The 22,674-nt window shown below is 28.8% G+C and carries 21 protein-coding genes and 1 tRNA gene; 19 read left to right on the plus strand and 3 right to left on the minus strand.

Annotation, left to right across the window (positions count from 1 at the left end):
* Positions 1 to 179 precede the first annotated feature (179 nt).
* Genes A9758_RS01345 through A9758_RS01360 form a run of 4 tightly spaced genes read left to right on the plus strand, consistent with a single transcriptional unit; the run spans position 180 to position 2,570 of the window.
* Positions 180 to 725, plus strand: coding sequence for a flavodoxin family protein (locus A9758_RS01345; RefSeq protein WP_011406167.1), 546 nt, complete (start codon positions 180 to 182; stop codon positions 723 to 725).
* 19 nt (positions 726 to 744) lie between these two features.
* Positions 745 to 1,305: a hypothetical protein gene (locus tag A9758_RS01350; RefSeq protein WP_011406168.1), complete on the plus strand. Its 561-nt coding sequence runs from the start codon at positions 745 to 747 to the stop codon at positions 1,303 to 1,305.
* An 11-nt stretch (positions 1,306 to 1,316) separates the two neighbouring features.
* A complete protein-coding gene (locus tag A9758_RS01355) occupies positions 1,317 to 1,889 on the plus strand; it encodes a hypothetical protein (protein WP_011406169.1) in 573 nt (190 codons plus the stop codon).
* Between the two features lie 3 nt (positions 1,890 to 1,892).
* On the plus strand, positions 1,893 to 2,570 hold the full coding sequence (locus A9758_RS01360; protein ID WP_011406170.1) for a 4Fe-4S double cluster binding domain-containing protein: 678 nt from the start codon (positions 1,893 to 1,895) through the stop codon (positions 2,568 to 2,570).
* A gap of 5 nt (positions 2,571 to 2,575) precedes the next feature.
* Here the strand turns inward: A9758_RS01360 and uvrC are convergent, their stop codons facing one another.
* Positions 2,576 to 4,378: an excinuclease ABC subunit UvrC gene (uvrC, locus tag A9758_RS01365; protein WP_048059711.1), complete on the minus strand. Its 1,803-nt coding sequence runs from the start codon at positions 4,376 to 4,378 to the stop codon at positions 2,576 to 2,578.
* Positions 4,379 to 4,534: 156 nt separating this feature from the next.
* Between uvrC and uvrB the strand changes: the two genes are divergently transcribed.
* The 7 genes from uvrB to aroC all read left to right on the plus strand — a co-directional run bounded on the left by uvrB (position 4,535) and on the right by aroC (position 13,135).
* The gene (uvrB, locus tag A9758_RS01370) at positions 4,535 to 6,484 is read left to right on the plus strand and encodes an excinuclease ABC subunit UvrB (RefSeq protein ID WP_011406172.1); all 1,950 of its coding nucleotides are present in this window, start codon (positions 4,535 to 4,537) and stop codon (positions 6,482 to 6,484) included.
* Positions 6,485 to 6,487: 3 nt separating this feature from the next.
* Positions 6,488 to 9,355, plus strand: a complete 2,868-nt coding sequence (gene uvrA / locus A9758_RS01375; protein ID WP_011406173.1) for an excinuclease ABC subunit UvrA — start codon at positions 6,488 to 6,490, stop codon at positions 9,353 to 9,355.
* 180 nt (positions 9,356 to 9,535) lie between these two features.
* Entirely contained in the window at positions 9,536 to 10,315 is a 780-nt protein-coding gene (locus tag A9758_RS01380) for an MBL fold metallo-hydrolase (RefSeq protein WP_011406174.1), read from the plus strand.
* Between the two features lie 21 nt (positions 10,316 to 10,336).
* Positions 10,337 to 10,410 (plus strand) — tRNA-Thr (locus A9758_RS01385).
* Between the two features lie 238 nt (positions 10,411 to 10,648).
* Positions 10,649 to 11,356 (plus strand): type I 3-dehydroquinate dehydratase, encoded by a 708-nt coding sequence (gene aroD / locus A9758_RS01390; protein WP_011406175.1) that lies wholly within the window; start codon positions 10,649 to 10,651, stop codon positions 11,354 to 11,356.
* Positions 11,357 to 11,367: 11 nt separating this feature from the next.
* Positions 11,368 to 12,021: a hypothetical protein gene (locus A9758_RS01395; protein ID WP_011406176.1), complete on the plus strand. Its 654-nt coding sequence runs from the start codon at positions 11,368 to 11,370 to the stop codon at positions 12,019 to 12,021.
* Positions 12,022 to 12,037: 16 nt separating this feature from the next.
* A complete protein-coding gene (aroC, locus tag A9758_RS01400; RefSeq protein WP_011406177.1) occupies positions 12,038 to 13,135 on the plus strand; it encodes a chorismate synthase in 1,098 nt (365 codons plus the stop codon).
* Positions 13,136 to 13,182: 47 nt separating this feature from the next.
* Here aroC and A9758_RS01405 read toward each other — a convergent pair whose 3' ends face one another.
* Both A9758_RS01405 and A9758_RS01410 read right to left on the minus strand, forming a co-directional pair.
* Positions 13,183 to 13,911: a type 1 glutamine amidotransferase gene (locus A9758_RS01405; RefSeq protein ID WP_197735079.1), complete on the minus strand. Its 729-nt coding sequence runs from the start codon at positions 13,909 to 13,911 to the stop codon at positions 13,183 to 13,185.
* Positions 13,907 to 15,250, minus strand: coding sequence for a Mur ligase family protein (locus tag A9758_RS01410; protein WP_011406179.1), 1,344 nt, complete (start codon positions 15,248 to 15,250; stop codon positions 13,907 to 13,909). The genes A9758_RS01405 and A9758_RS01410 overlap by 5 nt, the downstream gene beginning before the upstream one ends.
* A 185-nt stretch (positions 15,251 to 15,435) precedes the next feature.
* Here A9758_RS01410 and A9758_RS01415 point away from each other — a divergent pair, with 185 nt between their 5' ends.
* From A9758_RS01415 to A9758_RS01450, 8 genes are all read left to right on the plus strand, one after another.
* Positions 15,436 to 16,161 carry a hypothetical protein gene (locus A9758_RS01415; protein WP_011406180.1) on the plus strand — a complete coding sequence of 242 codons (726 nt, stop codon included), beginning with the start codon at positions 15,436 to 15,438 and terminating at the stop codon, positions 16,159 to 16,161.
* A gap of 249 nt (positions 16,162 to 16,410) precedes the next feature.
* A complete protein-coding gene (gene sucD / locus A9758_RS01420) occupies positions 16,411 to 17,277 on the plus strand; it encodes a succinate--CoA ligase subunit alpha (protein WP_011406181.1) in 867 nt (288 codons plus the stop codon).
* Positions 17,278 to 17,468: 191 nt separating this feature from the next.
* Entirely contained in the window at positions 17,469 to 18,677 is a 1,209-nt protein-coding gene (hmgA, locus tag A9758_RS01425; RefSeq protein WP_011406182.1) for a hydroxymethylglutaryl-CoA reductase (NADPH), read from the plus strand.
* Positions 18,678 to 18,713: 36 nt separating this feature from the next.
* Positions 18,714 to 19,301 (plus strand): TIGR00267 family protein, encoded by a 588-nt coding sequence (locus tag A9758_RS01430; protein WP_011406183.1) that lies wholly within the window; start codon positions 18,714 to 18,716, stop codon positions 19,299 to 19,301.
* 14 nt (positions 19,302 to 19,315) lie between these two features.
* Complete coding sequence (locus tag A9758_RS01435; RefSeq protein WP_011406184.1) at positions 19,316 to 19,519, plus strand: hypothetical protein; 204 nt, start codon at positions 19,316 to 19,318, stop codon at positions 19,517 to 19,519.
* Positions 19,520 to 19,632: 113 nt separating this feature from the next.
* The gene (locus tag A9758_RS01440; protein ID WP_011406185.1) at positions 19,633 to 20,442 is read left to right on the plus strand and encodes a DUF4064 domain-containing protein; all 810 of its coding nucleotides are present in this window, start codon (positions 19,633 to 19,635) and stop codon (positions 20,440 to 20,442) included.
* Between the two features lie 420 nt (positions 20,443 to 20,862).
* The gene (gene thrC, locus A9758_RS01445) at positions 20,863 to 22,059 is read left to right on the plus strand and encodes a threonine synthase (RefSeq protein WP_011406186.1); all 1,197 of its coding nucleotides are present in this window, start codon (positions 20,863 to 20,865) and stop codon (positions 22,057 to 22,059) included.
* 51 nt (positions 22,060 to 22,110) lie between these two features.
* Positions 22,111 to 22,656 (plus strand): adenylate kinase family protein, encoded by a 546-nt coding sequence (locus A9758_RS01450; protein WP_069776318.1) that lies wholly within the window; start codon positions 22,111 to 22,113, stop codon positions 22,654 to 22,656.
* Positions 22,657 to 22,674 lie beyond the last annotated feature (18 nt).

A 22,674-nucleotide genomic window follows, 5' to 3' on the forward strand; every position in this document is an offset into this window, starting at 1 on the left:
ATTAATATAAATATTTTATTATTTAAAAGGATTTATGTATGTTATTTATACAAAATAAAGTTTAAATGTATGATAATTATCAATTTGAGTAAAATAAATTATTTAACTTTTTTTTTTAAATATAGAATAAGTTTATATAGGTTCCTGTTTGATATAATTAAACATATAAGGTGATAAATATGAAAGCTATAACTGTTATTGCAAGTCCAAGAATGGAAGGTAACTGTAGAAAAATTGTTGATTCAATTACAGAAGGAATTAATGAAAATAATGGTGAAAATAAAATATATTATGTTGATAAAATTGATATAAAACCTTGTCAAGCATGTGGTGGATGTAGAAATCCTGAAAAACCAAGTAAATGTGTAATAAATGATGATTTTAGAAAAATAATGGATGAGGTAGAGGATGCTGATTGTTTTATATTTGCATCACCGAATTATTTTGGAGAAATAAATGCACAAGGTCATATATTTATGGATAGGTTTTATTCAATGACTAAAAATACTTCAAATCAATTAAAAGGAAATCAGAAGGCTGTAATAGTATTTACGTATGGTGCACCTACAGGAACATATGATGAATATATAAACTCTAGAGTAAAGATTTTCGAATCAATAGGTCTTAATGTTGTAGAAGTAATGTCTGTTGGTGGAAATAAGCCTTCAAGTGGTGATAGTGAAGATGTTTATAAAAAAGCAAGAGATATAGGCTTAAATCTATAATTTATAATGGTGGGTACATATGATAGAAGATAAATTATTTGATATTATTAAAAATGAAGGTAACATAATAGTATCAGATATTATGACTGATGAAATGAAAAAGGAAGTTATTAAATTAGAAATGAAAAGATTAGATGAAATGGTACCATTGATTAATAAGGGTTTACAAGAAGCATTTGATTTAGATTCATCTATTGTTATTATTCAAGATAAGACAAATATCACACTACCTGTTGAGGAATTAATTCCTACATTAACTCTACAATCAGAAAGTGGTACAATTATAGGGGAAGAGATATATGATCCTGAGGAATTGGAAGAAATAAGACAAGATCCTTCAGTATATTTTATATCTGATAATTTTCCAACCTATCCTAATCTATCAGTTCCAGGAGAAAAACAGTTTTTTGTAGTATCTGAAACAATAGGTATGCTTAAATGTGAGGATAGATTAAGAAGTGCTGTTAGTAAGATGATTATTGCAGCACCATCTACTGAGGCTGATGGTTATATTAAGGATTGTTATAACATTCCACATGAAGAAAAAATCACAACACTAATAATAGGATTTAATAAGTAGGGAATGATTTTATGGATAATGAATATGAAATAGTTTCAATGTTAAAAGAGGATGATGGAGTACTAATTTCACAGTTAATAGATAATGACTTTAAAAAAGAAGTTTTAAAATGTGAAATGAAAAGATTAGATGAATTGGTACCATTTATAAATAAAGGTATGGAAGATGCATTTAATGAAGAAGAAGCTTTGGTATTGATTAAAAAACATGACCCTAATCATAAAAGAGAAATTAAAAGTGATAACTCAACTTTCACACTTAGAACAGAAAATGGTGATATTGTAGGTGAAACAATAACGGATGAAGAAGAACTTGAAGAATTAAGAAATGATCCTAGTGTATACTTCTTATCAGATAATTTTGTAACATATACTAATATTGGAATGCCTAATCAGAAACAATTCTTTGTAATGGAGGGCGAAACAAGTGATTTTATAACTAACAAAGACATAGACAGTACAGTTAAAAGTCTTGTAGTGGCCATTCCATCAACACAAACAGATCATTATATAAAAGATTACTATAACATACCACATGATGAAGATATTGGAACTATAATAATAGGATTTACTCCAAGGTGTTAAATTATGTTAATGGATTATGTTAAATCATTAAGTGATGTTTGTGGAGTTGCAGATTTTAGAAAAGATAGTCAACAGTTAATTGAAACATATGGTCAAGATATATGTAAATATCCATATGCAATTGTTATAGGTCATAGATTAAATGAAGAGATTGTATCTAAAATACCCTTATCATATAATGATGATGATATAGCAGAAGAATATCAAAATGAATACTTTAATTCATTTAAAAGAATATCTGGTATCTCCCATAAAGTTGAGGATTATATTCATGATTTAGGATATAACTGTGTAATATTAAATGAATTGGAAAAATATGAAGATATACATCTAAAGACTAGATTTAGTAATAAAGCCAGTGCAAAACTTGCAGGAATTGGTTGGATTGGAAAAAATAATCTCTTAACAACAAGAGAATATGGTCCAAGACTCACATGGTCAACAATTATAACAGATGCTCCACTTAGTAAATACACAGGAAATGTTATGGAATCATTATGTGGGGATTGTAATATATGTGTTAAAGCATGTCCTGGTGGAGCAATAGTTAACTTAGATAATCCACGCAAATCATACAGTCCAATAAAATGTGGGGATTATATTAAAAGTAGAAAAAAAGAGGGACATCCAACAGTATGTGGTATGTGTTTATATATATGTCCATATGGGAATAAAATATGATTTTTTTATTCTTTTTTATCCTCTTTTAGTGTTTCATAAATTGTTTTTGCTAATTTTTGATTAATACCTTTTACTTGACATATTTCATCAAAACTTGCATTATAAATATTATCTAAGCTTTCAAAATGTGTTAAGAGTGCTTGTTTTCTTTTTTTACCAACACCTGGTATGTCATCAAGAATAGATTTTGTAAATGCTTTTGAACGAAGTTTTCTATGGAATGTTATTGCAAATCTATGTGACTCATCACGTACATATTGAAGAAGATGTAGTGCTGAGGATTGTCTTGGTAGAATTATTGGATTTGTTTGTCCTGGAAGATATACTTCTTCAAATTTCTTTGCAAGGCCTGCAAGAGGAACATCTGTAATATTTAGTTTTTTAAATACATCAACAGCCATTCCAAGCTGTCCTTTACCTCCATCAATTAACACTAGATCTGGATGAATACTAAGTGAATCTGATGTATTATTTGTATTATTAGGTGATATATGGGAGTATCTTCTTGTGATTACTTCCTTCATCATTGCAAAATCATTTGGACCGGGAGTATTCATCTTAAATTTACGATACATCTTCTTTGCAGGTTTTCCATTTTCAAATACAACCATTGATGCTACAGCATATATACCAGAAATATTTGAAATATCAAATGCTTCAATATGGTATGGTAGACGGGGTAGATTAAGGTACTTCTCTAGAGTTAGAAGAGGATTTTCTTCCTCTTTAGTATTTTCTGTTAAACTAATATGAGCATTTTTCTTGGCAATTTTAATAAGGGTAATATAATGACCATCAGTAGCTACTGTAATTTTTATTTTATGGTTAGCTTTTTCTTCTAACCATTCAACAATAACATCCTTATCTTCAATATCATCTTCTAATATAATTTCATCAGGAAGAGGTGCAGTAGAATAATATTGTTTAATAAATTCTGTTCTTATTTGTTTATCACTAAATCCTTTAATTCCTTTTAGAACAAGATCATCTTTTTTATTTGTTTTACCACTACGAACAGATAATATTACAACAGCTGCTTCTTCATTGTTATGATCAAATCCAATAATATCTTGGTTAACATCTTGGTTTGGTTGAATATTTTGTTTTTCAAGGGTAATTTTAATAGTATCAATTTGGTCTCGTAGCATGGCTGCCTTTTCAAATTCCATATTTTTAGCATATCTATTCATGTCCTTTTTGAGTTTTTTGATTGTGGTTTTATATTTTCCCTGAAGAAGTAATTTAACACGACGAATATTTCTGTTGTACTCTTCTTGTGATATGTAATTAACACATGGAGCACTGCACTGTTTTATCTGATAATTTAGACAAGGTCCATCCATATGTTTACATGTTCTTATTTGAAAGTTCTTATTTAAAAAATCAATAAATGCTCTTGCATGTGTACTATCAGTATATGGACCATAATATGATGCTTTATCATTTACTATATTTCTTGTAATGTATATTCTTGGGAAGTCTTCATTAGTTATTTTAATATAGGGGTATTGTTTACCATCCTTAAGACTTATATTATAATGGGGACGGTATTTTTTTATAAGATTTGCTTCGAGAATTAAAGCTTCTTTCTCAGTATTTGTTAAAATATATTCAAAGTATGAAAAATGCCTCATAAGAAATTGAGTTTTTGGTCTATCAAGTTTGTCTTCATCTCTAAAGTAACTTTGAAGTCTACTTTTAAGTTTTTTAGCTTTTCCAACATATATTACCTCATCTTCTTTATTGTGCATAATATATACACCAGGCTTTTGAGGTACTTCATCAGGTGTTTTTAGTTTCATAGACATAATTCACAATTCCACATTTTTTTTTTATTTTAATATATAAATAATAAACATCTAATATTTATTAATAGATATATTATATATGAAATATATTATACTAACTTTATTATATTGTGTTATGTATAAAAGTTATCAATTAGTTTTAAGAGAATTATTATTATGTCAAAATTCAATTTATATTCTGATTATAAACCATTAGGTGATCAGCCAAAAGCAATAAAATCACTTGTTGAACATTATAAAGATGGAATTAAAGAACAAACACTTGAAGGAGTAACAGGTTCTGGAAAAACTTTTACAATGGCAAATGTTATTGAACAATTAGACAAACCAACACTTGTAATGTCACATAATAAAACATTAGCAGCTCAATTATATGAGGAATTTAAAGAATTTTTTCCAGATAATGCAGTGGAATACTTTGTTAGCTACTATGATTACTACCAACCAGAGGCATATGTAGCACAAACTGATACATTTATTGACAAGGAATCAGCTATTAATGAGGAAATTGATAGATTAAGACACTCTGCCACACAATCATTACTTACAAGAGATGATGTAATTGTAGTATCTAGTGTTTCATGTATCTATGGTATAGGTTCACCTGAAGATTATGCACAATTTACACTAACACTACAAACACAACAAGAAATATCAAGGGAAGATATTCTTAAAGAATTAGTGAAAATGCAATACTCACGTAATGATATTGAATTTATAAGGGGACAATTCAGAGTTAGAGGGGACGTTATTGAAATATTTCCAATAAATGCAAATTATGCTCTACGTATTGAACTATGGGGTGATGAAATAGATGTTATCTACAAAATAGATGCATTGAAAGGGGATATTATTGAAGAATTACAAAAAGTGATCATATTTCCTGCAAAACACTTCGTAATTGCAAAGGAAAAACAAGAAACAGCCATAGCAAACATAAAAAAAGAACTTAAAGAAAGAGTGGATACATTTAAGGCAACAGGAAAATATGTTGAAGCTCAAAGAATTGAACAAAGAACGAACTTTGATATGGAAATGTTACAAGAAATTGGTTACTGTTCTGGAATAGAAAATTATTCCATGCACATGAATGGTCGTAAATGGGGTGAAACACCATACTCATTACTAAGATATTTTCCAGATGATTATCTAACAATTATTGATGAATCACATGTAACAGTACCTCAAATACGTGGAATGTATGAGGGAGATAGGGCAAGAAAAGAAAATCTAATACAGTATGGTTTTAGATTACCTAGTGCAAAGGAAAATAGACCACTTCGTTTTGATGAATTTATGAGGGCACAAAATCAAGTATTATATGTTTCAGCAACACCTGCAGCATTTGAATTAGGAAGAAGTAAAAATAAGGTGGAACAAATTATTAGGCCAACAGGCCTTGTAGATCCAGAGCCTATTGTAAGACCAATAAAAAATCAAGTTGATGATTTATTGGGTGAAATAAGAAAATGTGTAGATAATAATCAAAGAGTACTTGTAACATCATTAACTAAGAAGATGGCAGAGGATTTAACAGATTATTATATTAAGATGAATGTTAAGGCAAGATATTTGCATTCAGAAATTTCAACACTTGAAAGAACAGAAATTATTGATGAATTACGTCGTGGAGACTTTGATTGTCTAGTTGGAGTAAATCTTCTAAGGGAAGGATTGGATTTACCAGAAGTTGCACTAGTTGCTATTTTAGATGCTGATAAGGAAGGATTCCTACGTTCTCAAACTTCTCTTATACAGACTATTGGTAGAGCTGCACGTAATGTTAATGGTAGAGTAATATTATATGCTGATAATATAACAGATTCTGTAAGAAATGCTGTAAATATAACAAAACATAGACGTAAAATACAAATTGCCTATAACAATGATCATAATATTACACCTAGAAGTGTTGTACGTAAACTTAAAGATAAAAAGATTGAAGAGAAAGTTGATGATATTCAAGAAATTGATAATATTACAACAGATGAAATTGATGAAATAATAAAAGAACTTGAAAAAGAAATGAAACAAGCTGCAAAAGATCTTAACTTTGAAAAGGCTGCAAAACTAAGAGATAGGATAATGGAATTAAAAGAGGAATAAATAATGGAATCCAAGGAAGAAATAAGAAATAGAGCTATAAAAGATAGAAAAATAATTATAAAAGGAGCAAGAGAACATAATCTTCAAAATATTGATGTTACAATACCACGTGATAACTTCGTGGTAATAACAGGACTTAGTGGTTCTGGAAAATCATCACTGGCATTTGATACAATCTATGCTGAAGGACAAAGAAGATATGTTGAATCTCTATCAGCATATGCAAGACAATTTCTAGGACAAATGGAAAAACCAGAAATAGACTACATTGAAGGTCTATCTCCTGCAATATCAATAGACCAAAAAACCACTAGATCAAATCCCAGATCCACTGTAGGTACTGTTACAGAAATCTATGATTATCTTAGATTATTATATGCAAGAATAGGTGTGGCTCATTGTTATAACTGTGGAAAGGAAATATCACAACAAACACCAGGACAAATAGCACAAGAAATAATAGAAAACAATGATCAAGAAAAGATATACATACTAGCACCAGTTGTGAAAAATAGGAAAGGAATGCATAAGAAGATATTTTCCACATATAAACAAAAGGGATATGTGAGAGTACGTGTTGATGGTGAGATTAAAAGCTTAGATGAAACAATAGAACTTGATAAAAATCAAAAACATGTAATAGAAATAGTAATTGACAGATTAAAAGTAGCAAATAATGAAAATTTCCGTAGAAGATTAGTTGAAGCAGTGGAAAATGCACTTAGAATAAGTGAAGGACTAGTTACAGTAGCAAATAATGATAATTCCATTCCAGATCAATACTATAGTGAAGCATTAGCCTGTCCAGATTGTGGAATAAATTTCCTAGAAATAAGTCCAAGAATGTTTTCATTTAACAATCCCCAAGCTGCATGTCCAACATGTAATGGTATAGGAAGTACATTTGAAATAGATGAAGATTTAATAGTTCCAAATAAAACCTTATCAATAAGAGAAGGTGCTATTAAACCTTGGAGTAATTCTACAAGTACAGAAACATACTACAATAGAATACTTGCAGGGGTAGCAACACACTATGGATTTAAAGTAGATGTACCATACCATACTTTATCTAGAAAAAATAAGGATGTAATATTATATGGAAGTAATGGTGAAAATATAACATTTTCATTTATTAGAAATAATAAGGAAAAACGTGTTACAAAACCATTTGAAGGAGTAATTCCATATATGAAACGAATATTTCTGGAAACAAAATCAAGATACAGAAGAAAAGCAATACATTCATATATGACATTAAATAAGTGTCCAACATGTCATGGAGATAGGCTTAAACCAGAAATGTTAGCAGTTACTGTTGGAGATATGAATATAGCTGATGTTACAAAATTATCTTTATCTAAGGCAAAGGAGTTCTTTGAAAATCTTAAATTAACTAAACGTCAGGAATTTATTGGACATGAAATACTAAAAGAAATAAGAGAAAGATTATCATTTCTAAATGATGTAGGACTTAACTATTTAACACTTGCCAGGTCATCTGGTACATTATCTGGTGGAGAAGCTCAACGTATAAGACTAGCAACACAAATTGGAAGTAGATTAGTTGGAGTTTTATATGTTTTAGATGAACCAAGCATAGGATTACATCAAAGAGATAATATGAAACTTATTGAAACATTAAAACATCTTAGGGATCTTGGAAATACTTTGATTGTAGTAGAACATGATGAGGAAACAATACTTGAAGCAGATCATGTTATTGACATAGGACCTGGGGCAGGGGATCATGGAGGAATTGTAACAGCACAGGGAACACCTGATGAAATTAAAAATAATGAGAATTCATTAACAGGACAGTACTTATCTGGAACTAAGAAAATACCAGTACCAAAAACTCGTCATGAAGGAAATGGAAAATCAATAAAAATAATAGGAGCAAGTGAAAATAATCTTAAAAACATAGATGTGGAATTTCCATTGGGTAAATTTATATGTGTAACAGGAGTATCAGGTTCTGGAAAAAGTACACTTGTAAATAAAATATTGTATCTTGGATTATATGAACTTCTTACAAATAAACATAAAGATAAAGTAGGATGTCATAAAAAGATTATAGGTTCTGAAAATATTGATAAAATCATTGTAATTGACCAGTCACCTATTGGAAGAACACCTCGTTCAAATCCTGCAACATATATTGGATTATTCACATATATTCGTGAATTATTTGCACAAACACCAGAAGCAAAACAGAATGGATATAAACCTGGAAGATTTAGTTTCAATGTTAAAGGAGGAAGATGTGAAGCATGTTCTGGTGATGGAATTGTACAGATAGAGATGCATTTTCTAGCAGATGTATATGTTCCATGTGAAGTATGTGGTGGTAAACGTTACAATCAAGAAACATTGAATATTAGATATAAAGGTAAAAATATCAATGATGTACTGGAAATGACAAGTAGTGAAGCATTAGAGTTTTTCAAACACATACCTAAGATAAAAAGAAAATTACAAACCCTGGTTGATGTTGGACTTGGATATGTTAAACTTGGTCAGCCAGCAACAACATTATCTGGTGGAGAAGCTCAGCGTATAAAATTAGCTAAGGAATTAAGTAGACAAAATACACACAATACATTATATATTCTAGATGAACCAACAACAGGTCTTCACTTTGATGATATTAACAGATTATTAAAGGTATTATTAAAACTTAGGAATCAGGGAAATACATTGGTTGTTATTGAACATAATCTTGATGTTGTAAAAACTGCAGATTATATAATTGATTTAGGTCCTGAAGGAGGTAATGGTGGAGGTTGGCTAATAGCTGAGGGAACTCCTGAAGAGATAGCTAAACAAGATACTTATACAGGTATTTATCTTAAGCCAATGCTTGAATAAACCTCATACATATATTTGAATTAAGTTTGTTCAATTATACTTTAATTTAGAGTTTAATAAAAAATAATATCATATTTATAAGAAATATAGATAAGTTTATAAGATTATTAAATTAAAATATTATATAGATAAAACTATATATTTTATAGATTTTTTAAATGAAAAATTAAAGGAGATACAATGAAACTTCAATTCTTAGGAACTGGTGGGGGCAGATTTGCTACAATCAGTCAAAAAAGAATGACTGGTGGTTTCAGAATTGATGATATAGATGGTAAAAATATTCATGTAGATCCAGGACCTGGAGCACTTGTAAGAACACATCAATATGGATTAAATCCTCGTAAGTTAAATTTAATTCTCATAAGCCATTGTCATACAGATCATTATACTGATGCAGAAGTATTAATAGAAGCAATGACACAAGGAATGACAAGAAAAGCAGGACATGTTATTGGAAGTGATAGTGTTATTAATGGACATGGTGACTTAGGTCCAAGTATTTCAAAATATCATCAAAGTAAACCAAAAGTAAGTGTTCTTAAACCAGAAGAAGAAATTAAACATGAAAATTTGAAAATAAGGGGTATTCATACAAAACATGGAGATCCAACATGTGTTGGATTTAATATAAATTATAAAGGTTTTAATATAAATTATACTTCAGATACTGAATACTTCCCAGAACTAGCTGAAGAACATAAGGATGCTGATGTTCTGATTGGAAATGTAATTAAAGAAGGAGAACGTAAAATTAAAGGTCACTTAAGAACAAGGGACTTTAAACAATTAATTGAAGAAGTACAGCCAAAAATAGCTATTATGACACATCTTAGGGTGAATTTAATTATGAATAATCCTTTCCAAAATACAAGAACTATTACTAAAGAAACTGGTGTCAGAACAATTGCAGCTACTGATGGTCTTACTATGAATCTTGATCAATATCTTGAATCATAACTTCTTTTTCTATTTTTTTTTGCCTTGATGGCTCAGCAAGGAACAGTACCTGACTCGTAATCAGGGGATCGGGGGTTCAAATCCCCCTCAGGGCTTATAAACTTTTTTTTAAAGGATATTTATTTTATAATATGTTTGATTGTTTTATAAGTATACATAATGGTAGTTTTTCCCTGTTTAAAGTGATTATATAACTAATTATGTAATTTTTGATATATTGTAGATTTAAATTAAAAATTAACTAAAAAAATATTAGGTTATTAAATTGATAGTATTGTGAAATTTCTTAAATATTTTATGTTTTAAAAAATAGATTATTATTATAACTAAATTATGATATTTTTTTTATTAGAAGGGGAGAGAGAAATTATTACTGAAATTTGTGGTTCAATTATTGAATCTAATGAAAAAGACATATTTAAAACATTAGATAAAGCAGTAGACTTGGATGTTAATTATATTGAATTAAGATTGGATGTTATTGAAAATATTACTTCGAAAAAAGCAACTTCTATCATTGAAAAAATAAGGAATGTTACAGATATTCCAATTATATTAACAAATAGAACGAAGTATGAGGGAGGATATTTTCCATCTACAGAAGAGGATAGAATTAAAATATTGATGGATAATGCATCTCTTGTTGAATATACAGATATTGAATTATCTACCAATGAAAATCTTAGACAAGAAGTTATAGACAATGCTAATAGAACAATTATATCATATCATAATTTTGAAAAAACACCATCTTCTGAATATCTGGAGAATGTTGTAAATAGTGCATTGAATGTAGGAGATATAGCTAAAATTGCTGTTAAACCATTAAATATTGAGGATACTTATGTTTTATTAAGATTACTTATGGAATATGATGATTTAATTGGTATTTCTATGGATAAACTAGGTTCATATACAAGAATACTTGGACCAATATTAGGATCTCCTGTAACATATACAGCAATAACTGATGAATCAGCTCCTGGCCAATTTGATGTTAAAACAACAAGAGATATTCTTAAAAAATTAAAAAATTATTAGAATTGATTTATATGAATAAAAAGGATAGGCAGATTATTAAAACATTAAATAATCTTGGTGTAGATACAAGATATATTAGTTTATATAATGAACATGTTTATATTAATAATTCAAAGTTTTCCAAGTTTTCTAGAAAAAAAGAAGAGAAATTCAACTGTTTATATTCAAATATATCAGTTACAAGATCTATGCTTTTTCAAAAGATATGTGTTAAAGTATCAAGAACTATTAAAAATCAGATAAAACCAAAGGATGAAATATATATAGATAATACTCCAACAGCTAAAAATATAGTATTAAACATAGTTTTAGAATCATATAAAAGAAAATATGGAATAAAAATAGCACACACACCTACAAAGCATAGTATAATTGTAAGCTCTAAGTGTTTAGATGATTTTTCAAGTGAATATATTCATTTAATGTTATCTGGAAATAAAATAACAGATACATATGAAGAAAATACAATTTATCCATTAATACATGTACATCAAGATTGGATTGATGATTGGATATCTTCAACAGATATAAAACACATAACTTCCAATGTTGAAGAGGATACAAAAATAAAAGAAATGCTAACATTTCTAGAAAAACATATACCTAATGTTAATGAGTCAATTAAACAATCAGTAACATATTTAGATGAAAATAGAATAGATTAAAATGGGAGAATAAACAATGGTTGCAAATACAACAGGAGAAATATTTAAAGTAACAACATTTGGATTAAGTCATGGAAAAGCTTTAGGTGCAACAATTGATGGTTGTCCTGCAGGACTTAATCTATCAAATGAAGATATTCAAAATGAATTAAATAAAAGAAGACCTGGAACTAGTAACTTAACAACATCAAGAGATGAAAAAGATAAAGTAGAAATATTATCAGGTATATTCAATGGTATGACAGATGGAACACCAATAACAGCAATAATATTTAACAAAGACCAAAGAAGTAAAAACTATGATAACTTAAAAAATAATCCAAGACCAGGACATGGCGATTTTTGTTGGAGAGAAAAATTTGGAAATTATGACTATCGTGGTGGAGGAAGAGGAAGTGGAAGAGTAACAATTGGACATGTAATAGGAGGAGCAGTAAGTAAAAAACTCCTACAACAACATAACATAACAACAACAGCCCATGTAACATCGATTCATAACATACATTCAACAAAGAAATTCACATTAAATACTATAAAAGAAAATATTACAAAGAATAATGTTAGATGTGCAGATTTAGAAGTTGCTACTTTAATGGAAGATGAAATTCTAAAACTTAAAGAAAGGGGAGATAGTACTGGAGGAAAAGTAGAAATAATCATTGATAATGTACCTGTAGGTTTAGGTCAACCAGTATTTGATAAGATAGATGGGGACTTTGCAAAGGCATTGATGAATATTGGAGCAGTAAAGGCTGTTGAAGTAGGATGTGGTATTGAAAGTTCAACATTAACAGGACATGAAATGAATGATGAATACTACATAGAAGATAATAAAATTCAGACAAAAACAAACAATGCTGGAGGAATTGTTGGTGGTATGACAAATGGTATGCCAATTATTTTAAAGATTTCTGTTAAACCAACACCATCAGTAAGTGGAATACAAAATACTGTTAATTTAGAAAAAAGAGAAAATTCCACTATAGAAATAGAAGGTCGACATGATCCATGTATCTGTCCAAGAATAACAACAGTTGCAGAAGCAGTATGTAACATGGTACTTGCAGATCACATGATAAGAGCAGGATATATTCATCCTGATAAAATAAATTAAAATATTTTAAAAATAGATCTATTTTAGAAAAATAAAAGTTGTGGTATTTACTTATTATATAACTTTAAAAACTTCTCATGAGCCAAGTATTCTATGGTATCATCTAGTTTTTCAAGTGATTCCACTTCATACTTATTTTGAAGAGCTTTTAATATTAAATAATCTGCCACATGTGGATTTTTAGGTAGTATTGGTCCATGTAGATATGTTCCAATGTAATTTTTATATACTACACCTTCAACACCATCAGTATCATTATTTCCCTTACCAACAAGAACATTTCCTAGTGGTGTGTAGTTAGAGTAGGTTCTACCTCCATGATTTTCAAAACCCACAATTGTTTTTGGAGTAATATCAATTGTTGTTTCAAGAATAATATTGTTAATTATTCTATTTTGTCTATGAACAGTAGTATAATCAAATATATTAAGTCCTGGAAGACTATCACCATTTTTATTAATATATTCTTTTCCAAGTAATTGATATCCACCACAAACAGCAAGTAATACTTTATTTTCTTCAATTATTTGTTTAAATGAATCTTTATAATTTAGAAAATCATTATACACAATTTCTTGTGAATTATCAGATCCTCCACCTATAAAGAAGATATCTCCCAGTGATAGATCATATTTTTCTTCCTTGGAAAATTTATATAAATTAACTTCAATTCCTCGTTTTTCACATCTATTTTTTAAACATAGAATATTTCCAGTATCTCCATATAAATTTAGTTGTTCTGGATACATATGAAATAAATTTAGCTCCATATTAATCTCCTTTTGTTATTTTTTCAATATAATCTCTTGTTTTGAAGATAGCAGTGTATGTTGGTAGAACATATAATATATCAACATCATCTTCTATTGCAGTATCAATAGCATTTTTAAAATCATCATTAATAATTATTTTATCCTCTGATACTTCGGTGTATTTTACACGTAAAGCCATTTCTTCCGCTCGTATACCACTACAATAGTAGTTTAATATTGTATCCTGATTTTTTATAGTCATATCACCATCCCAAATCCATGATGTATCTTGTCCATCTGCAGGATTATCATTTAATATTTGTAGAATGGATTTTTTCTGATTATCATTGGATATTAATTTTATAGATTCACTAAGACCTATAGGATTTTTAGTTAAAACAATTTTTATTGTTTTATTATTATAGGTCATATCTTCCATTCTTCCAAGTGAAAAATGGAAATTAGCCATTTGTTTTTCTATTATTTGTGGTTTTATATTCAATGTATCACACAATGCATAGACTCCACATACATTATATGTATTATATGTTCCAATGTATGGAAATGTAATATTTATAATGTTATCATATGTTTTAAGAGTTATTTCTTGTTTATTCTCTTTTTTTATATGTTTTTGAACTATATAGTCACGTTTTCCATTGGAAAATAAACATTTAGCACACTCATATTCTCCTAGATTTCCATAGTTATATGTTTTATAGTCTAGTTTAGAACCACATAATGGACAGTTTTTTAGACATAAATTATTACCCTCCAAATCATCTGATTTAACTGAATATTTTACAACTTCATTTTCAAGTTTTGTGTAGGTATTAACATATGGATCATCTGCATTAAGTATTAAAGTAGCAGTAGGTACTTGTTTTATACTCTTTCTTACTTCATCCACTATTTCTTCTATTTCTCCATATCTATCTAGCTGGTCTCTGAAAAAGTTTGTTACTAGAATATAATCTGGTTTTAAATCTTTAATTACTCTAGGCATTGATCCTTCATCTACTTCAAATACTCCATAATCATAATGATCTTTTGTATCTTTAATATATGAACTAACAATACCTTGAATCATATTTGCACCCATAAGATTAGATAATACTATATTTTCATCTCTTAAAATATGATTAGTTAAATTGTTACTTGTGGTTTTTCCATTAGTCCCTGTGATAAGTATTATTGTATCAGCAGATTTTCTTATATCTTTTAGTATCTCTTTATGAATTTTTAGAGCAATATTTCCAGGTAAGGCTGTTCCAGATTTATTGGTCATATTCAGTGCTTTTAGTACTAATTTACCAGTAATCAGTCCAATGTCTTTCTTAATATTGTATAAAATATTACCCATTATTATCAATCCATTTTTTTTATTAATTTTTTTCTTCTTTTAAATCTAAAAATTAATCAAGGTATTAATATTATCTTATTTTTGTCATCTAATATATGTTATTATTTTTTCTTAGATTAATATCATAATCTTAATATTTATTTTAAAAAATAGATAATAATGATAATAATTTATGGGGATGTAATATGAAAATGGTTTCTTTTGGTATTGATATTTCAGATAATGATATATCATGCTCTGATGAATTAATAAAAAGTATAGAAAACGATCTTTACAAGATAGAAAAAGAAGCTCAACTAGCTAAACTTACCAACATAACAGGTGATGATATTGTTATTACTGCAGTAACACGTGATGAAAACTTAGAGAATGTTAATAAAACAATACATCAAGTTTTAAAAGATAATGCACTTGGTTTTGATGACTTAGATGGTGTAGGTAATACGCCTTCTGAAGCAGGAGAAGGAATATCCTATGGAATAATAGATTTAAATCCAAATTATCTACCTGATGCAATTATCATAGGTTTTGATACATATTGTGGTGAATCATTTGTTGATAAGGTAGCAAAATCAGCAATAGATGCTGCAAAGGGCATGGACTTTGTAGGAGATGTTGGTGGTGGATGTGTTAATGATATACAACACATTCCAGGTGTTGGATATGTATCTAGTCAAACAGATGATCCTGTTGTATTAGCATCAGTAGAAAATGTTGAACAGGTGGGAGTTGTAGCTGGAGCTATGGTTGGAGCAATACTTGGAAATAAAAACACATATCTTGTAAGGCGTAATACTCCTGCAAATGTAATTCCTGGAAGTGTAATTTGTTCTGTTACAGCATTGATGAATGGAAATATAATTGATTTAGCCCAACCTTTAAGTTATAAAATGAGAATTCTTGAAAAATAAATGAGTATTAAATTAAAAACTTCATTGTTATAATTTATAGATTATATTAAAATAAGTTATTACTATAATTTTTATAAAAATTATAGAACATACATAATTTAAGCAGTAGAAATGTTTAATATTAGAAAAAAACAAATAATAGATTAATTATGAAATATGAGTTATATATTTTTTTAAAAAAATTTATTTTTGAAGAACATTAAATATAATATCAAATTAATAAAGAAAAATAAAATAAGGGGAATATTTGTGATATTACTAGATGAGAATACAAAAGCAGTTGTTCAAGGAATCACTGGAAAACAGGGACGTTTTCATACAAAAGAAATGGTGGAATACAATACTAATATTGTAGCAGGAACAAGTCCAGGAAAAGCAGGACAAACAGTTGATGGTGTACCAGTATATAATTCCATTGAGGAAATTAAACAAAAACATCCTGAGGTCAATGCTAGTATTATATTTATACCAGCACCATTTGTAAAAGATGCAGCATTTGAAGCAATAAGTCAATTAGATTTGGTTATTATTATAACAGAACATTTACCAATTCATGATTCAATGGAAATTGTTGAATATGCAAAACAACATAATACTACTTTAATTGGTCCAAATACTCCTGGAATTATAACACCAGGTGTTGGAAAACTTGGAATAATGCCAACACATATATTTAAAAAAGGAAAAGTAGGATTAGTATCTAGAAGTGGAACTTTAACATATGAAGTAGCAAGTCAAATAAGTGCTGCAGGTTATGGTTTAAGTACTGCTGTGGGTGTAGGGGGAGACCCTGTAACTGGTGAAAGTTTTACAAATATCTTAGAAAAATTTGAAAATGATCCAGAAACTGAACAAATTGTTATGTTAGGTGAAATTGGAGGAATAGCTGAAGTAAAAGCTGCAAAATATGCTCAAGAAAACTTAACAAAACCAATAATCTCATTTATTGCAGGAGTATCTGCACCTCTTGGAAAAAGAATGGGGCATGCAGGAGCTATTATTGAAGGAACTGATGGTACTGCTCAAAATAAAAAGGAACTACTTAAAAGTTATGGAGTTCATGTGGCTGATATACCTTCAGATATAGTAACAATACTTAATGAGATTACTGAATAATTTCAAATTCAATAACACTACTTCTTGTGGTGTTTATTACATTTTAATTCTTTTTTTATTCAATAGCTAAAAAATCATAACTTATTTTTAAAATAATTATAATAGACTATAAATTATAAAATAATAATTACACTATTATATTAGAATAAATAAATATTGTTATTAACAACAATTCTAGATGGTGCATTTTCATGGATTTAACTCAAGATGAAATAATTGAAAAATTAGATTCTGGCGAAATCAGAATATTTGAAATTGAAAAATATACAAAAACAGCAAATGAAGCAGCAGATATACGAAGAAAATATATTGAAATAAAAACAGGCACACAACTTAAACACATATCCAAATATTCTATTGACATGACAGATACTGCTAAGAAAAATATTGAAAATCCTATAGGAACTATTCAAATACCTGTAGGTGTAGTTGGACCTATTGTTATTGATAATAATGAAGAGAATATTGAAACATATGTACCTATGGCAACAACTGAAGGTGCATTACTTGCTAGTGTAAATAGGGGTTGTTCTGTTATAAGACGTTCTAATGGATGTAATGTTTCAATACTTTCAAATCAAATGACAAGAGCTCCTGTTCTTAAAACTAAATCTGTTCATGATGCTAATAAATTGAAAAAATGGATAGAAGATAATTTTGATAAAATAAAAGAAGTTGCACAGTCAACAACAAATCATGGAAAATTACTTAAAATAGATCCAATTGCTATAGTGGGAAGATTTGTATATCCACGTTTTGTATATGAAACTGGAGATAGTATGGGTATGAATATGGTAACTATTGCTACTCAAAAAGCATTAGATCTTATAGAAAAAGAAAATAATATTCATATCATAGCTTTAAGTGGAAATTTCTGTGTAGATAAGAAAGCATCTGCAGTAAATCTTATTGAAGGTCGTGGAAAAAGTGTTGTGGCAGAAGTAATTGTACCTAAAGAAGTTGTTGAAAGAGTACTAAAAACTACAACAGATGCAATTGTTGAAGTAAATTATGCTAAAAACTTAGTAGGCTCTGCAATTGCTGGAAGTTATGGTTATAATGCACATTATGCAAACATGGTGGCAGCAATCTTTTTAGCGACAGGACAAGATCCTGCACATGTGGTAGAGGGAAGTCTTGGTATAACTTCTGCTGAAAATGATAATGGAGATTTATATTTCAGTGTAACTTTACCTGATTTACCAGTTGCAACTGTTGGTGGTGGAACTAGACTTGAAACAGCTGTTGAGTCATTAAATTTACTTAATGCTAAAGGTTCTAATAAAGTCAATAGATATGCATCTATTGTTGCAGGAATTGTACTTGCAGGAGAATTATCATTGGTTGGGGCCTTAGCTGCAGGTCATTTGGCTCGTGCACATGAAGAATTAGGTAGATAAATCAAGAATACAATAAATTTAAGAGTAAGATTAAATATGAAAGTAACATTAAAACAAATTATTAAAGATTATATTGCAATGAGTAGGTATGTTGCATTAGGATCACTTGATGGGATATTAACAGTGCTGAGTATATCTCTAACAGCAGCAATACTCGGTATGAACTCTGGAGGTGCAGTAAATCCTGTTACTGTAGGTATAACAGGTCTTAGTGGTGGGATTGCTATAGCTCTATCCAATGGTTTTGGTTCATATATTGGTGAGGAAGCTGAAGAAGCTAAAATTATTAGAGATCTTGAATCTAGGATGATGTTAGATGAACGTTCATTAGATGATACTATTATTCATGAAGAAGCTAAATATCGTGTATATATGAGTATGTTAACACATGGTAGTGCAAGTTTCATGGGTTCATTTATACCTTCAATACCATTTTTCTTAATTGGTGATATTTATTCGGCAGTTATAGTAACATTAATTGTATGTTTTACTATGTTAACAGTACTTGGATGTTATCTTGGAAAAATATCCAAGGAAAGTATGGTTAAATCTGCTATTAAAATTATTTCAGTTGGAGTTCTTATAGTAATTATAAGTTATCTAATAGGTGGAAGTCATGGATAAATTAGGTGTAACTAATGATATATAAATACCATGTTGTTTTACTTAAAGAACAAGTAATTATAAATGATAAATATTATCAAGCAGATAATAAACCTGATAATGAGGAATTTAAGAAATTAGTAAATCAGTATGATGCTGATGAAGTAGTATTAAATACTATTTGTGATGATGAACTTGAGTCTATAGATAAAGAACATATTGATATTAATAGTTTATAATCTCCTCTATTTCTTTTTTGAGTCTTGTTTTTAATATAAAAATATTAATATAATGAAATAATCATATCTATTTTTAATAATAAAAAAAAATAAGAGAATAGGAGGTGTACTAATTGAAATTCAATCCAATTTTTGCTATTCTAGGATTTATTTTTGGAGTTATGGGTGGGTTTATTGCATATTTTTTATCTGGTTTTGCTTCCGAATTAATGACCAATAGTTCAATAGCACTTATTTCGGGAATTTTAGGTCTTATTGGTATATGGTTATTCAATAAGGATTATAGAGTTGCAATTGCACAGTATATCATTGCTGGAATTGGTGTTTTAATTGGAGTTAGTTTGTATGGTGTAGTTGGCTGCATATTCTATGTACTTGCAGCTGTAGTTGCATTGATGGAAAAAGATAAGATAAAACCTACAATTTCACAAACAAATAATATACATTATTTTGGAAACAAGGATAATATTCCACAAGTACCTGTAATTAAAAGTGATTCACGTCTATGGATAATACCTTTAGTATCATTTATTGTTATTTTACTTGTAGGCGTTGGTGGAAATATTAGTCATGACATGGAGATTTCACAGAAGGCATCATCACTTGAAGTATCAAATGTAGCTATTGAAAGTGAAGGATATTCAATGTATAAGGTATCATGTGATCTTAAATCTTCAATGAATTATAAGTATCTACAAATGGAAGTTATATTCTATGATTCAAATAATGCTATTATTGGTAAAAGTCCACTTGTATGGAATATGAATAATCCACAAAAAGATCAGATAATTAAGGTTTCAGGAACTGCCATGACAAGTAATTCAAAGAATGTACCAGTACGTGCAGAATTATATTTCTATGATGATGCTCTAAATTCAAATCCTAACGATGCAATTTATGTGCACAATGTTACAATAAATTAAAAAAAATTCACTTATTTTTTATTTTTTTAAAATATTTTTATTTTTTTCCCTATTTTTTATTCTAATTTCATTTTTTCAAGTAAATTTGATTACTTTTAAAGCATAATCTTTATAAAAGATTACCTATATATCAATAATAGTATAGGTGATATGTATAGTTGTCCAAATACCAAAAAAAATATAATGACATATATTAACGTATACCGTAAATTAATATCACATCACCACTTACCGATATTAAAAAAAACCTCTATACACACATCCCTATACCCACTTATTAATTAAAATAATATCACTATTTTTACATGAATTTAAGCAAAATAATTTATTATATTTAAAATAAATATATAATTAAATGAAATATTTTTTGAGTAATAATAAATATTACTAAATTAGATGAATTTAAAAAGGAGAATTTAGATGATACGATGTATTTCTTGTGGAAAAGAATACGATGATGATGAAATAATATATAACTGTACATGTGGTTCAATTCTTGAAGTAGAAACTGAAGTTGAAGATATTCCACGTGAAACTTTTGAAAATAGACGAGATAATATCTGGAAATACAAAGAATTCTTACCAGTAAATGCTGACAATAGAGTAAGTCTAGATGAAGGTGGAACACCATTTTGTAAATGTGAAAAAATAGGTAAAGAATTAGGTGTAGACCTTTATGTTAAAGTAGAAGGTTCAAATCCAACAGGTAGTTTTAAAGATAGGGGAATGAGTGTAGGTACAACAAAAGCAGTAGATCTTGGAGTAAATATGGTTGGTTGTGCTTCTACAGGAAACACTTCAGCTTCACTATCAGCATATGCTGCACGTGCTGGACTTAAATGTGCAGTAGTATTACCATCAGGAAAAGTAGCTTTAGGAAAATTAGCTCAAGCAATGTTCCATGGAGCAAAAGTATTTGCAATTGATGGAAACTTTGATGATGCATTAAAAACCATAACAGAATTAGCATTAGATGGTGAATTATATCTTCTAAATTCAATAAATCCATTCCGTTTAGAAGGACAAAAAACTATTGGATTTGAATTAGTACATGATCTTGGATGGGAATCACCAGACAGAGTAATATTACCTGTAGGTAATGCAGGAAACATATCTGCAATATGGAAAGGTATAACTGAATTTAGAGATGCAGGATACATTAAAGATACTCCTATGATGACAGGTATTCAGGCAGTTAACAGTGCACCAATAGCAAATGCAGTAAAAGCAGGAGAAGACACAGTAACTCCTGTAGAAAATCCAGATACTATTGCAACAGCTATAAGAATAGGAGCGCCTGTAAGTTCAGTAAAAGCTATGAGAGCAATAAAAGAATCTAATGGTACTGCAGAAACAGTAACTGATGATGAAATATTAGATGCACAAAAATATCTTGCAAGAACAGAGGGTATTGGTGTAGAACCAGCATCTGCTGCAAGTATTGCAGGACTTAAAAAATTAGTTGAAAATGGTGATGTTGATAAAGGTGAACGTGTTGTATGTATTGTAACAGGACATGTATTAAAAGATCCTAATGTAGCAATAGATGCATGTGAAGATCCAACACCTGTATCATCAGATCCTAATGAAATAAGAAATGTTATAAGAACATTATAAGTTCATATAACTTCCACTTTTTTTTATTAAAAAAAAAATCTTTTGATTATTATGATGATTATAATTACAGGTACTCCAGGTACAGGTAAAACTACTGTAACAAAAATATTAAAGAATAAAATTAATGCTAAATTAATTAGTATTAATAGTTTACTTGAGAGTTATGATTTAACTTTAGGTACTGATGAAGTACGAGGATATAAAATAGTTGATACTATTGAAATGATTCCTATTGTTAATAAAATCAGAAAAGAATGTGGTGATAATCTTCTTATATTTGAAGGACATTTAGCACAAGACTATCCAAGTAGTGATATGGTTGTTGTTTTAAGATGTAATCCTGATATTCTTAAAAAACGATTAGATAGTCGTAATTGGCCTGAAAAAAAGGTTAAAGAGAATGTTAGTGCTGAGATTTTAGGTGTTTGTACAAGTGAAAGTTATGAAACTTATGGAGATATTGTTCAAGAAGTGGAAACATCTAATTTAACACCAGATGAGGTTGCAGATATATTGATAGATATCATTAATAAAAAGATAGAATATCCTTTAGGTATTATTGATTTTCTTGGAGATTACTTCACATATCTTGATTAATTTTTTATTTTTTTAATA

The sequence above is a fragment of the Methanosphaera sp. A6 genome (genome assembly GCF_001729395.1).
Taxonomy (GTDB): domain Archaea; phylum Methanobacteriota; class Methanobacteria; order Methanobacteriales; family Methanobacteriaceae; genus Methanosphaera; species Methanosphaera stadtmanae.

Coding starts and splice junctions, on each gene's coding strand:
- hmgA (WP_011406182.1), top strand. CDS start 17,469: ATGGATTTAACTCAAGATGAAATAATTGAAAAATTAGATTCTGGCGAA.
- aroD (WP_011406175.1), top strand. CDS start 10,649: ATGATATTTTTTTTATTAGAAGGGGAGAGAGAAATTATTACTGAAATT.
- A9758_RS01450 (WP_069776318.1), top strand. CDS start 22,111: ATGATGATTATAATTACAGGTACTCCAGGTACAGGTAAAACTACTGTA.
- A9758_RS01355 (WP_011406169.1), top strand. CDS start 1,317: ATGGATAATGAATATGAAATAGTTTCAATGTTAAAAGAGGATGATGGA.
- A9758_RS01435 (WP_011406184.1), top strand. CDS start 19,316: ATGATATATAAATACCATGTTGTTTTACTTAAAGAACAAGTAATTATA.
- A9758_RS01410 (WP_011406179.1), bottom strand. CDS start 15,250: ATGGGTAATATTTTATACAATATTAAGAAAGACATTGGACTGATTACT.
- uvrB (WP_011406172.1), top strand. CDS start 4,535: ATGTCAAAATTCAATTTATATTCTGATTATAAACCATTAGGTGATCAG.
- A9758_RS01430 (WP_011406183.1), top strand. CDS start 18,714: ATGAAAGTAACATTAAAACAAATTATTAAAGATTATATTGCAATGAGT.
- A9758_RS01360 (WP_011406170.1), top strand. CDS start 1,893: ATGTTAATGGATTATGTTAAATCATTAAGTGATGTTTGTGGAGTTGCA.
- A9758_RS01395 (WP_011406176.1), top strand. CDS start 11,368: ATGAATAAAAAGGATAGGCAGATTATTAAAACATTAAATAATCTTGGT.
- A9758_RS01380 (WP_011406174.1), top strand. CDS start 9,536: ATGAAACTTCAATTCTTAGGAACTGGTGGGGGCAGATTTGCTACAATC.
- A9758_RS01345 (WP_011406167.1), top strand. CDS start 180: ATGAAAGCTATAACTGTTATTGCAAGTCCAAGAATGGAAGGTAACTGT.
- uvrA (WP_011406173.1), top strand. CDS start 6,488: ATGGAATCCAAGGAAGAAATAAGAAATAGAGCTATAAAAGATAGAAAA.
- A9758_RS01415 (WP_011406180.1), top strand. CDS start 15,436: ATGAAAATGGTTTCTTTTGGTATTGATATTTCAGATAATGATATATCA.
- aroC (WP_011406177.1), top strand. CDS start 12,038: ATGGTTGCAAATACAACAGGAGAAATATTTAAAGTAACAACATTTGGA.
- uvrC (WP_048059711.1), bottom strand. CDS start 4,378: ATGTCTATGAAACTAAAAACACCTGATGAAGTACCTCAAAAGCCTGGT.
- A9758_RS01350 (WP_011406168.1), top strand. CDS start 745: ATGATAGAAGATAAATTATTTGATATTATTAAAAATGAAGGTAACATA.
- thrC (WP_011406186.1), top strand. CDS start 20,863: ATGATACGATGTATTTCTTGTGGAAAAGAATACGATGATGATGAAATA.